Here is a 13,049-nt window from a genome sequence, read left to right on the forward strand (position 1 = left end):
TGGTCTTTTAGTTATTCTCTAGGATCTTCTGGCTCTGTGTACTCTTTGGCTTTTTTACCAAAGACAGACACATGAATATAACGTTTAGGATTGAGTTTAAAATCTTGCAATAACTCTCTTAATTGCTCTGAAGCGATCTCAAGATTGTTATATAAATCTTCATCTTTAAGAAGTTTTCCCATTGAGCCGTTTCCGTTTTCTAAACCGACTAGTAAGCCATTCACTTTATTTAAAGTTTGATCTAAATTACCTACTGTTTGAGCGATATCAACTTCTTTTAAACCTCCAGAAAGCACCGATAAATCCTCACTAATTTTATTAAAATTTGTAATTGCTCCGTCTAAATTCTTTTCGTTGGTCGTTATTAATCTATTAAAAGATGCGGATAGCGTTTGAAAAGATTTTAATGTGCTATTAAATTCTCCTAAGGCATTTTTAAGACCTTTATCTGTATCGTCATTTACAATAGTATTTAAGTTAACTAATAAAGAATCGGCAGATTTTAGAGCGCCATCTAAACCGGTACTAATATCTGAAAAGTTTTTTGTTAAACTTGTAATTAGTCCTTCTTCAACTTCAGAAGCAATAAAATCGCCAGACTCTGCAATTTCACTTCCTTTACCTTCTACAAGGGCCAAAGCGTTTCCGCCCATTAAACCCGTTTCATATAAACGAATTTTACTATCTTTTGGAAATCTTAAATCGTTGTCTATAGAAATTTCAACACGTGTTTTTCCTGTTTCAAAATCATATTTAATGGCGTCGATTTTACCTATTTTATTCCCTCTAATAGTTATAGGGGAAGATAAAGTTAAGGCATTGTACTCGAAATTGGTGTAGTAAGAATTTTTAGTTTTAAAAATATTTTCTCCTTTAAGATAATTAAATCCAAAAATGAAAAATAAAATTCCTAAAATAACTAAAAGGGCTGTTTTAACTTCTCTTGATATTTTCAAAGTAAATTTAGTTTAATTTGTAAGAAACAAAAATAAAATAAATTTAGAAAGAATACTCTTAATTATTGTCTTGTTTTAAGGCTTTTTCTAAACTAATACGTTTTCCATCTCTGTAAGCCACGACAAAACCAGATTTATAGCCTTTTTTCTTTGCTTCAGTTTCCAACAGTCTTATTTTATTATAGTCGGATGTATAGCCGTAGAAATATTTATAAAGGTTATTCTCCTTTTCTCTTGCAACATCTTGAAGTCCTTTAAAATTATACGGTTTAAGTTCTAAAATTTTAGAACTCGCGGCTATTTGCACTTTAAAAACAGTATTGTTAATTATTTTTTCTGGAATGGCTAACGACACCTCGTCCACTTCTTTTATAAAATAGGTATCTACAAAATTCTTTTCGATGGCATTTTTATAATCTGCAATAGCATTACTCATTGCGGTAGCTAACTCTATTTGACCTTTTAACGAGTTTAAGTAGCGCCCTTCGCTTGTATTCGTAATAAAACCAGTTTCAACCAATACACTAGGCATGATCGTTTGGTGTAATACAATAAATCCAGCCTGTTTTACGCCTCTATTTTTTCTTTTTAACGAATAGGTGAAATTATCCTGAATACGTTTTGCTAACTGAATACTTTGGTCTAAATATTCCTCTTGCATAAGGGTTAAGCCTATAAAAGATTCTGGTGAATTAGGATCGAAACCTTCATAGTTCTCTTCATAATCATCCTCTAAAAAAATTACTTCGTTCTCGGCTTTCGCTACATTAAAATTAGTGTCATTTCTATGTGTACCTAAAACGTACGTCTCAGAACCGTAAGCTTGAGAAGTATGCGCATTACAGTGTACCGATACAAATAAATCGGCGTGCGCTTTATTGGCTATTTTACCCCGTTTAAATAAATCGACAAAAATGTCTGTTTTTCTGGTATATACGACCTTAATATCTTTATTCTTTTCTAGTTCTTTACCTACCGCTAAAACAATTTTTAACGCGATGTCTTTTTCCTTAAAACCGTGTTTAGAAGGTTTACCAGGATCTTTTCCCCCGTGGCCAGCATCTAACACGACTACAAATGTGTCATTATTATGCTGTGCATTAGCAGTAGAGAACACAAAAAGTGTTAATATTGTTATAAGAGATACGAAAAATGTTTTACTGTTCGTTTGCATATAAATTGTAACCTATTTTTAAAGCTTTTAGTATAGTTTCTTAAATTTTATTGAATAATAAACAATTCATAAAAAATATATGTAGTTTTGGGAATTCAAAAACCGAGCCATACTTTAGCAAAAATACATTTAAAAGCATTGCATACAAATAGATTTCATATACTTTTTGCCTTAAGTTTTACAGTGTTTATTAACACGTTAAGCTTTGCACAAGATAGACCCGGTTCGGGAATACCTATTACCCCTAAACCTGAAACTGCAACACAGCAAGCCGATAACGATTCGATTCCTGATTCTGAGGAAGTGCTTATTATAGACGAAAAAATTTTAGACTCTACTATAACCGATTCCACAAAACAGAAAAAAGGCCTTCTCGAAGGCATTGTAAGCTATAAAGCGAAAGACTATACTTCTTTTAACCAAAAAGATGAAAAGCTATACCTCTATAATGAAGCAGAGATTATCTATCAAGATATGCAGATTAATGCCGGAACAATTGTTATAGATTATAGTAAAAATGAAGTTTATGCCGGACGCATAAAGGATTCGTTAGGAGAATATACGCAGCGACCCATTTTTAAACAAGGGGAAAGTATTATCGAACCCGACTCTATTCGGTTTAATCTGGACTCAGAAAAAGCATTGATTTGGAATTCGAGAACCGAACAAAACGGCGGAACAATTATTGCCGAATTAACAAAAAAAGAAAATGATTCGGTCTTTTTTATTCGTAATGGGAAGTTTACAACCTCCAAGAACTTAGACGATCCCGAATACTATTTTTTATTGCGTAAAGCAAAAATAGTGCCTGATAAAAAGGTTGTCACTGGTTTAACAAACCTTTTTATTTACGATGTTCCAACGCCTATAGGTATGCCTTTTGCCTATTTTCCGTTAACCAAAAAACAAACCTCAGGAGTTATTTTTCCAAGTTTTGGAGAACAAAATGAGCGGGGGTATTTTTTACAAAATGGGGGCTACTATTTTGCTATTAGCGATTATTTTGACCTCGCTACTTTAGGAGATTATTATACCAATGGTAGTTATGGTTTCCGTTTGGAATCTAAATACAATAAACGTTATAATTTTAGTGGTAATTTTGGGTTTCGATACGAAAATATTATCAATAGTGAACGTGGGTTTCCTGACTATTCTAAGAATACAATTTATAACTTACGGTGGTCGCATGTACAAGATGCCAAGGCGAACCCAAGTTCTCGTTTTTCGGCCTCTGTAAACTTAGGGAGTAGTCAATATTATCAAGAATCGGTTAACCAAGTAAATGCAGCTAGTTATTTAAACAACACGTTGTCATCTTCCGTTTCTTACTCTAAAACGTTTAAAGGTGAGCCGCAAGTAAATACAAGTGTCACCGCAACACATTCTCAAAATACGCAAACTCAAGAAATTAATATGACACTTCCAACCTTTCAAGGAAGTGTAGGAAGAATTTATCCCTTTGCGCCTTCCGATGGCACTAAAAAAGGAATTATAAAAAACATTAACTTTCAATATAATCTAAGAGGGGAAAACAGAATTAGAACAACAGACACTTTATTCTTTAAAAAGGAGATGTTTGATGAGGCTAAAATAGGATTGAAACACTCGATTCCGTTAAGTACCAACTTTAAGGTTTTTAAACATTTTAGCGTTACCGCAGGAAGCAACTTTGAAGAAAACTGGACCTTTAAAAGCTTCGAGCGTAGCTACGACCCCTTAGAAGAAGAGGTGGTTATTACCGAAAATAATGGTTTTGATGCCTACCGTACTTATAATTTTAATACAAGTGTTGGTACCACTATTTACGGTTTATTTAATTTTGATAAGAATAACGAAGGAAAATCAATACAAGCTATTCGCCATGTTATGAGACCCTCTGTTAGTTATAACATCAACCCATCTTTCGATAAGTATTATGACACCTATGAAGTAATTGATGCGGACGGTACCACGCTAGATGAAGTAGAATATTCTCGTTTTCAAAACACCTTATATGGCGCTCCTAATAAAACGTATAGAAGTAGCGTCGGTTTCGATTTATCCAATAATCTTGAAGCAAAAGTGCGCGATAGAGATACCACACAAGTAGAGGCTAAAAAGATAATTATATTAAATAATTTAAATTTTTCTACATCTTACAATTTAGCCGGTGATTCTTTAAGGTGGGATCCTGTAAGAGTAACCGGAGGAACTCAAATATTCAATAATAAAATGAATATTAATTTTGGTGCCATTTTAGATCCTTATGCTTTAGATAATAACAACAAAAAAATAGATAAATTTAACGTTAATAACGGTGGGAGTCTATTTAGAATGACTAGCGCTAACTTAACTATGGGATATAGTTTTAGTAGCGATGGTAAAGGAGATGACACCAGCGATAGTAGCCGTAATGAAACCCTACAAAGTGGTGGTCGTGACGATGATTTATTTGGACGTTCCCAAGATTTTGCAGACGACCAATTTAATGCCTACGATGAGGACGATGACGAAGAAGATGAAGAAGAAACACCGGGTAAATTATATAATTTTTCAATTCCGTGGAATGTACGCTTAGCCTACGCCGTTAACTACAGTAATAATGCAAGACAAAACGAAATCTCGTCTCATTCACTAATGTTTTCTGGGGATCTAGAAATAGCACCACGTTGGACGATTGGAGCCTCTTCTGGATACGATTTTAAAAATAATGGATTCTCTTATACGCAATTGCGTTTTCAAAGAGATTTATTGAGTTGGAAAATGAATTTTAGTTGGATACCCTTTAGTGCAAGAACCTCTTGGAACTTCTTTATAGGTATAAAATCTAATATTTTGCAGGATATTAAATATGAAAAAAGAAGACAACCAGACGACCGTTTGTAGTCGTATTTATCCTTTTACTGACCTGCTCTTTTTATAATTATTAATTTAATCTGAAACTCTTTATTACAATGAAAAAAATAATTAATACAACGGATGCGCCTGCTCCAATTGGACCGTATAATCAAGCTATTTTAACCGGAAACACTTTATATACTTCCGGACAAATAGCACTCGATCCTAAAACCGGCGCGCTTATTATTAGTGATATTGTAGCGGAAACAGAACAAGTAATGCAAAATATGAAAGCTGTCTTAGCTGCTGCCGATATGACTTTCGAAAACGTTATTAAAGCGTCGATCTTTGTTAGCGATATGGGCAATTTCTCTAAAATAAACGACGTTTACGGTGCTTATTTTAATGAAGCAACGGCTCCTGCGCGTGAAACTGTAGAAGTTGCAAATTTACCAAAATATGTAAATGTTGAAATTAGTATGATTGCCGTGAAATAATATGTAATTATTTCTTAGTATGATACGCCACCAACCCTTCGATAGGTCGCTTTACAAAGCGGCCTGTTTTAAAACCAAATTCTTTGGCGACTATTTGTATTTCGTCTTGGCAATAATAAGCTAACGAGCCCGCAAAATGTACAGGATATATTTTTAGTTCTTCCTTGTATTGTAAAATCATAGTTTCAGCGAACAAACGCATTCCTTTTATAATAAGGTTATTGCAGTAGTCAGTGCTTTTATTATTAACCATAAACTCCGCAAAATCTGCCAAATAAGCATTTGGATTTGGTTGTTTATAAAGATTAAATTTAATTGTATCTGGTGTGATATCGTAGGTGTTTTTAAACACCTCTTTTAATTCTTCGGGCATACTATTAAAATAGTAATCGCGCAATAATTGCTTACCATAATAATTACCAGACGCATCGTCCATTAGGGTATAACCCAACGACGCTATTTTTTGGTGCACACTATTGCCATCAAAAAAACTACAATTGGATCCCGTTCCTAAAATACAAACGATACCCGCTTCATTTTTAGTTGTAATTGTAGCGTAAACAGCAGCCATTGTGTCTTCATTAACACTAACAGTCGCTTTTATATATACCGCTTCTAGAACAGCTTTTAATAGCGCTTTAGGAATGGCTGTTCCGCAACCTGCACCGTAAAAATAGATTTCTGTAACAGTGCGCTGTAAAGCCTTTAAAGCTTCGGAGTTATTAAGTATTCCTTGAAGATTTTCCGCATTTAAAATCGCTGGATTTAGCCCTTTGGTTCTTATTTTTTGCACTGGTAAAACTCCTGTTTTATCTACGGCAATCCAGTCACATTTAGTCGATCCGCTATCGGCAATTAAAATCATAAGCGTTATAAAATATTAAAAATAAAAATGATCTAGATGGTATGCCTAGATCATTTTAAAATGGTATTCAAAAATAACTGAAATCTTTTATAAACTGTGAACCTTTACAGCTAAATCTACTAATTTGTTAGAATATCCAAACTCATTATCGTACCACGCCACTAATTTAAAGAAATTGGGATTTAATTCGATAGCAGAATCGGCATCAAAAACAGAGGTTCTAGCTTCTCCCACAAAATCTTGTGACACTACGGCATCTTCAGTATAGCCCACAATTCCTTTTAAGGACCCCTCGGCCGCTTTTTTAAAGACCGCTTTAATTTCTTTAAGCGACGTTGCTTTTTTTGTTCGCAAAGTTAAATCTACAACAGAAACATCTACTGTTGGTACGCGAAACGCCATTCCTGTTAATTTTCCATCTAACGTCGGGATTACTTTACCAACAGCCACCGCTGCCCCCGTTGATGTAGGGATAATATTATTTAAAGCGGAGCGACCCAATCTGTAATTTTTCTTTGATGGTGAATCGACGGTGAATTGTGTAGAGGTTGCGGAGTGTATAGTCGTCATTAAACCTTCTTCAATCCCGAAATTATCTTCCATCACTTTTGCTAGTGGCGCTAGGCAATTTGTAGTACACGACGCATTAGAAATAATAGTATCTGTTGCTTTTATATCTTGATCATTAACGCCCATTACAAACATTGGCACATCGCTACTAGGTGCAGAAACCACTACTTTTTTTGCCCCTGCTATAATATGATAATTTGCCTTTTCGTGTGATTTAAATAGACCGGTACATTCAGCAACAACATCGACATTTACCTCATTCCATTTTAAGTTTTTAGGATCTCTTTCAGCGGTTGTTCTTATTGTTTTTCCGTCTACAATTAAATGACCGTCTTTCACTTCGATAGTCCCGTCAAAACGACCGTGAACCGAGTCGTACTTTAATAAATACGCTAAATGATTAACATCTAATAAATCGTTGATAGCAACGACTTCCACATCTTCTCGTTTCATAGTCGCTCTAAATACCACACGACCTATTCTTCCAAAACCGTTAATTCCTAATTTTAATTTCGACATATATAATTTCTTTTAAGTGGTCATAATATCTGACACACGCATTAATTCTTTATTTATTTCAGACTTTCCTTTTACCGCATTCTCCAAAGGCGTTAATTGAATTTTATCATTTAGTAAGCCCACCATAAAATTCGTTTGCCCTTCTAAAAGGGTTTCTACCGCCTTCACTCCCATTCTACTCGCCAAGACGCGGTCGAAACAAGATGGCGAACCACCACGCTGCATATGTCCTAAAACAGATACTCGCACTTCGTACTCTTCCATATGTTCTTCAACGTAGTCTTTAAGTTCGAAAACGGTTTTTCCTATTTTATCACCTTCAGCAACGACTACAATACTAGACGATTTCCCAGATTTCTTACTGCGTCTTAAGGAGTCTAATAAGCGGTCTAAACCTATATTTTCTTCAGGAATTAAAATCTCTTCTGCTCCTGCTCCAACCCCCGCGTTTAAAGCGATATGCCCCACATCTCGACCCATTACTTCAACAAAAAACAAGCGATTATGAGAACTTGCCGTATCACGAATTTTATCGATCGCTTCCACCACTGTATTTAGTGCTGTATCGTAACCCAATGTATGCGTAGTACCAAAAATATCATTATCTATAGTTCCAGGAATACCCATTACTGGGAAGTTAAACTCTTTATTAAATTGAAGTGCTCCCGTAAAGCTACCGTCTCCACCAATAATCACCAATGCATCAATATGAGCTTCCTTAAGTGCGTTATAGGCTTTTTGTCGTCCTTCAGGAGTCCTAAATTCTTTAGAGCGCGCTGTTTTTAAAATTGTACCGCCCTTGTTGATGATATCTTTTACACTTCGAGCATTAAACGCCTTAAAATCGCCCTCAATTAATCCTTGAAAACCACGGTAAATGCCAGCGCATTCCACATTATAAAAAGCACAGGTTCTTACTACAGAACGAATAGCCGCATTCATTCCAGGAGCATCTCCACCAGAAGTAAGCACCGCGATTTTCTTTATTTTATTAGTCATCTATGTCGTATTGTGAATAGTAAATCTAATAAAGAAAATCTATATAGCGTAGTGTTTAAGTGAAATTTATGAAAGGTTTTTATAAAAATCGAACACTTTAAAAAAGAAAGTATAAAAGTATGAATAGTAGTAAGACCCTGTTTGTATTCTATAGAAACTAAAGGCAGTTATTCTTTCTTTTTCATCCCCATTCCTTCGGGAAGTGGCGCCGTTTTAGCTTCCAAGTTTTCTTCATCCTCTTCAATTATAGCCTCTTCTTCTTTTTTAGCGAAGACTTTTCGAATAAGCTCGCCAAAAGTATCAAAATCCACAGAGTAAGAGACTCCTAAACCTTGCGTATAGCCTATTTCTTCACCAAAGTTACGAATACTATTTTCTCTATTAAATACGGTAGCAGTAAGCGTTCCATCGGCATTTAAAAGGAAATCGATTTGCACATCTCCAGCAATAACCGATTCTGAAGCGCCACCAACTGGCACCCCCACTTTACCGTTAATAAGTACGCGATCGGTGATTTTAGTTTGTAGCGTTACCCCCAGACGATCATCCGACTGATAATCGGGGCTGGTTTGGCCTGCTTCGTAATTTAAACCAATGTTTATTTTACTATCACTATCTGAGAAAAAGCCATTAACCAATCCGTTTAAACGCTCGGTTAAGGTTCCGGTGACATTAAAATCTTTAAATTGTCTGTTAAAACTACCCGTTGCCAACAAATATAACGCCTGATTGTCTTTATCTTCTTTAGACTCTAATCGGTAACTTAATTCTGACTTTAAAGTTGAGCTCACGTTAGGAAACTCAAACTCAAAATTGGGTTCTGGCTTTTCTAATTCTCCGGTTAAATTAATCTCTAAATCGACTGGAATAGTTTGAGAAATAGGATTATCTAATAACGCCGAAGGATTCGTTCTTGTTTTATAAATCGCTTTAATATTTATCTGCGCGTTTAGCGGGTCGCCATTCCATTGTAACGAACTTTCGTAGGGTTTTACAGTGAACTCTTTTTGTACAAATCCGCCAAATAAGAAGTTGTAAGATCCTTCCCAAACCACGAAATCGCCATACATATTAAATTTTCCGTTGGTATTAATATTAAACAGTAAACTCCCTACGCCTCGACCTCTAATAGAACTCCCCGTTTGTCTGTCCATTACAATTTCTATTAAGGCATCATTAGTAACATCGAGCTCAAAATCTAACTCTAAACCCGTTACTTTTTTAGCTTTAACGACATTCCCTTTTTGTTTTTCAATCTTTTCTTCGGGCGTTAAAAAATGAATAAACGAGTTATCTCCAAAAGACTCTAAATCGTTAAGCGGGATATAAAACTCTGTTCCTTTTTTAGTTTCTGCGACCGCGCTAATACGAAGTGCTTCGGTAGGGCCTTTAATTTCAGCATAACCACCAATAAAACCAGTACCGTAATACAACGATTCTTCGGTGTATTTGGTATTAAGAATTAAAAGTCGGTCGGTACTTAAGGTTAGGTCTAATTTCCATTTCGAAAAATTTGTATGGCTCAACGTACCATCTATAATCCCTTTTGTTTGGTATTCTGTATCAGAAATTTTTACCGTATTAAATACAAAACTTTGATCTTTTAAGGTAACAGACGCTGTGTTTTTAAAATCGAAATCTACATTCAATTCTGAAATCCCTAAACCACCATTACTAACGGTGACATCACCATTAAAACTAGGCTGTTTTAAATTTCCAGTCACGGTAGCTTTACCAGACATATCTCCTCTTACATTATACAATACAGGCTCTAAAAGTGGGGATAAAAGATTTAAACTGAATTTATTAAAAAGCAACTCTAAATTGATTTGCGAATTCTCGCCCGAAAAATCGATATCTCCAATGGCTTCAAAAGAGTTAGAAACATCGTCTTTAATTTTCGCGTTTACTTTATAATTGGTTAATGAGTTATTTCCGGTGATTTTAGCATCAAAAGAGCCTAAATACTGTCTGTTTATTTCTAAATCGTCTATAGTAATTGTAGAATTTGGCAAATAGACACCATCCTTTTGAAGCAAATCTAACTTCCCATTTACGGTACCTGCCAGTGATAAACTATCTATTCGTGGGGTGATTTTTTGTAAATCGACGTCTTTAAAATTCAATTTTAAATCCTTATAGGTCGAATCTCTTAAAACACCCGAAAGTTTAATTTCTTCATTGAAATGGTTCATCACCAATTCTTCGATTTTAATGTTTTTAAACCCGTTATTAAATTCTATTTTATTAAGGCTATTACCTTTTTCATTTATGTTCCAACTATTGTTTTTAAATACAACAGCACTCTTTTTAAAACCAACTACCGAGTTATCCTTCTCATTAATAGTATGGTAAAAACTTAAATCGAATTTGTCATCATTTCTCGTCCCTCCCTTAAACTCGGTTCTCATAAAAAGCGTGTCGTTGAGCGTCACGTTAATTAAATTAAACTTTGAAACATTATAGAATTTGGTGTTTAAACTATCTATTTCTATATAGGTATTAAATAGGGGGTTTTTATTATCGACTTGCACTTCAATATCGCTGGCAAAATAATCTAATATTGATATTTTAGGTGATTTAAAAGTAAATTTAAACTCTTTCTCATCATTTTCTACCCGACCTTTTATAAAGGTATTTGTCCCCAAGTTTAACTCTGGATAAAACACTTCTACAATTTTATTATAGATTTTAAAATTAAAATCTATGTATTGTTTTGTTTTAATAATATTTGGAGGTGTACTTGTATAAATACTTTTAATAGAATTTTCGAATAAGTTATCGATATCACTTAATTTAAAAACACCGCTCAATGATCCTTCAATAATATCTGGAGAATTTACACGGATGTAACGTTTTTCGTCTACAAAACGAGAACTGATGGCAAAATCTTCAAAGTAATAATCTTCAACTTCATTTTTATAGGTGGTTTTGTTAAATAAAATATCTCCCACGGCATCGTCTAAGGTGGTGCCTTTCATTTTTATATCTACAGTACCAGAAAATATAGATTTTTCGTCTTTAGTATACAGATTTAGGGCACTTAAATTGGCATAATCTACCATTGCCACAAAGTCGAATGTTTTAATTTTTTTAGACAAATTTGCCAATCCGTTAAACTCTAACTTTAGGTTTTTATCTTTCGAAATTAATTTACCATTAAATACATTCTTTTCATATTTACCATCGACCGCAATGTTTTGATAGGTGTATTTATTGTAGTCTAAAGCATAGATATCTCCCTTTAAACGCGACTTAAGGTTATCTTTTTTAAACCCAACACCGTCAACATCTAAATTAGAGGAGATATTACCTAAATTTTTATCATCTAAAAACGCACCTATTTTAAATTCATCAAAAATAATGTTTCCTTTATATTTTGCAGCATCAATATTATTTACATTAGCAATTTTTAAATTCGATTTTATAAAACCTAAATCGGTCGTAATATTTAATTGGGCGTTAATAATAGTAGGTGTAATATTCGTTTTACCAGTAATAACAAATACACCTAACTTATCGAAAATAGTGGGAAGAGAAGCGCCTAAAACATTAGGCAACAAAGCTTTTAAATCTCTATACGTAGATGTAAGATTGGTAAAATCGCCCGTCATAGAAAAATTGTTTTCATCGCTATTAAACAAGTTCTTAAAGTTTAAATCGCCATAAATTTTACTGCTTCTACTTGTTTTTAAACGCAAATTGGTAGCCGTTAAATCGTTTAAAGTTCCAGAAAATTTGGTGCTAAATACCGCGTGTTGGTTATCTCCAAATTCATTGTAAAACGTGTTTAACTCATTTAAAGCAATATCCGAATCTTTAAAATTTGCGGTAATCTTTACTTTATCGGCAAACGAGGAAAAATCCGAGCGATCATAATCGAAGCGTAAATCGCCATTTAAAATAGAATGTTGGGTTTCAATTTCTAAATCATCAAAAACCATTTCGGTTAACGTGTATTTAAAATTGGTCGACATATTTTTCATCACCAAACCACGACTATCTACAAAACCTAAAGTGTTTATTCGCGCACTAACATCACTTCCGTTTATTAAAAAATTAGTTGCATTAATATCTAGGTTATTAAATTCTAATATTTTTTCGGTGTCTTTATTCTCATCTAAAAACCGAAATGTACCGTTATAGATAGACACATCGCTGGAAGACATTAAAAAACTGCTTTTGGTTCTCGGGTTGTCATCGTCAAAACGTGCAACAAAAACATCTAAATTTGTTTTCTCTTCTCCTTTATAGGTTTTAATATTAAAAATTAAATTTTCTAAACCAATATCTCCAAAATTAAGTCGACCATTAATAAGATTTCTAAAACTTAAAATGGAAGTATTAATTTCTGAAGCACTAATTAAAGTGTCTTTTTTATAATCGCGAATTAAAATTTCTTTAAGTTCTACATCGCCATTAAACTGAAGTCCAATTTTACCAATGTTTATGTTGGTTTTAAAATCGTCGTTAAGGCGTTTGGTAGCATAACTTCCTAATTGGGTTTGAATAGCAGGAATAGACAGAAACAGCACCAAAATGATGAATAATAGCACTAGAGTTGCTATTAGTTTTCCTACTATTTTTAGAAATTTTTTGATACTAATTTTAAATTATAAAATTCTATAGAATAAATTACCTTTGTATTACGC

Annotated in this window: 8 protein-coding genes; 2 read left to right on the plus strand and 6 right to left on the minus strand. The window is 33.9% G+C overall.

The annotated features are described in order from the left end of the window. Positions 1-11: 11 nt before the first annotated feature. Positions 12-956, minus strand: a complete 945-nt coding sequence (locus ES677_RS06545) for an MlaD family protein (RefSeq protein WP_246124386.1) — start codon at positions 954-956, stop codon at positions 12-14. Positions 957-1,014: 58 nt separating this feature from the next. Beyond that, positions 1,015-2,130: an N-acetylmuramoyl-L-alanine amidase family protein gene (locus ES677_RS06550; protein WP_148368848.1), complete on the minus strand. Its 1,116-nt coding sequence runs from the start codon at positions 2,128-2,130 to the stop codon at positions 1,015-1,017. An 87-nt stretch (positions 2,131-2,217) separates the two neighbouring features. Between ES677_RS06550 and ES677_RS06555 the strand changes: the two genes are divergently transcribed. Together ES677_RS06555 and ES677_RS06560 are read left to right on the plus strand one after the other, a co-directional pair. Then, positions 2,218-4,995: a putative LPS assembly protein LptD gene (locus ES677_RS06555; protein ID WP_148380798.1), complete on the plus strand. Its 2,778-nt coding sequence runs from the start codon at positions 2,218-2,220 to the stop codon at positions 4,993-4,995. Between the two features lie 68 nt (positions 4,996-5,063). Continuing rightward, entirely contained in the window at positions 5,064-5,444 is a 381-nt protein-coding gene (locus tag ES677_RS06560) for a Rid family detoxifying hydrolase (RefSeq protein WP_148380799.1), read from the plus strand. 7 nt (positions 5,445-5,451) lie between these two features. Here the strand turns inward: ES677_RS06560 and ES677_RS06565 are convergent, their stop codons facing one another. The 4 genes from ES677_RS06565 to ES677_RS06580 all read right to left on the minus strand — a co-directional run bounded on the left by ES677_RS06565 (position 5,452) and on the right by ES677_RS06580 (position 12,953). Continuing rightward, positions 5,452-6,309 carry an N-acetylglucosamine kinase gene (locus ES677_RS06565; protein WP_148380800.1) on the minus strand — a complete coding sequence of 286 codons (858 nt, stop codon included), beginning with the start codon at positions 6,307-6,309 and terminating at the stop codon, positions 5,452-5,454. A gap of 87 nt (positions 6,310-6,396) precedes the next feature. After that, positions 6,397-7,398 carry a type I glyceraldehyde-3-phosphate dehydrogenase gene (gene gap / locus ES677_RS06570; protein WP_148368844.1) on the minus strand — a complete coding sequence of 334 codons (1,002 nt, stop codon included), beginning with the start codon at positions 7,396-7,398 and terminating at the stop codon, positions 6,397-6,399. A 12-nt stretch (positions 7,399-7,410) separates the two neighbouring features. Next, positions 7,411-8,397, minus strand: coding sequence for a 6-phosphofructokinase (gene pfkA, locus ES677_RS06575; protein ID WP_148380801.1), 987 nt, complete (start codon positions 8,395-8,397; stop codon positions 7,411-7,413). Positions 8,398-8,564: 167 nt separating this feature from the next. Then, positions 8,565-12,953 (minus strand): translocation/assembly module TamB domain-containing protein, encoded by a 4,389-nt coding sequence (locus ES677_RS06580; RefSeq protein ID WP_246124387.1) that lies wholly within the window; start codon positions 12,951-12,953, stop codon positions 8,565-8,567. Between the last annotated feature and the right edge of the window lie 96 nt (positions 12,954-13,049).

Origin of the sequence: Bizionia gelidisalsuginis (genome assembly GCF_008086185.1) — a bacterium.
Lineage (GTDB): Bacteria > Bacteroidota > Bacteroidia > Flavobacteriales > Flavobacteriaceae > Bizionia > Bizionia saleffrena.

What these genes read in the sequence shown, in the direction of transcription:
- ES677_RS06550 (WP_148368848.1), bottom strand. Translation starts at nt 2,130, where the DNA reads ATGCAAACGAACAGTAAAACATTTTTCGTATCTCTTATAACAATATTA.
- ES677_RS06560 (WP_148380799.1), top strand. Translation starts at nt 5,064, where the DNA reads ATGAAAAAAATAATTAATACAACGGATGCGCCTGCTCCAATTGGACCG.
- ES677_RS06565 (WP_148380800.1), bottom strand. Translation starts at nt 6,309, where the DNA reads ATGATTTTAATTGCCGATAGCGGATCGACTAAATGTGACTGGATTGCC.
- gap (WP_148368844.1), bottom strand. Translation starts at nt 7,398, where the DNA reads ATGTCGAAATTAAAATTAGGAATTAACGGTTTTGGAAGAATAGGTCGT.
- pfkA (WP_148380801.1), bottom strand. Translation starts at nt 8,397, where the DNA reads ATGACTAATAAAATAAAGAAAATCGCGGTGCTTACTTCTGGTGGAGAT.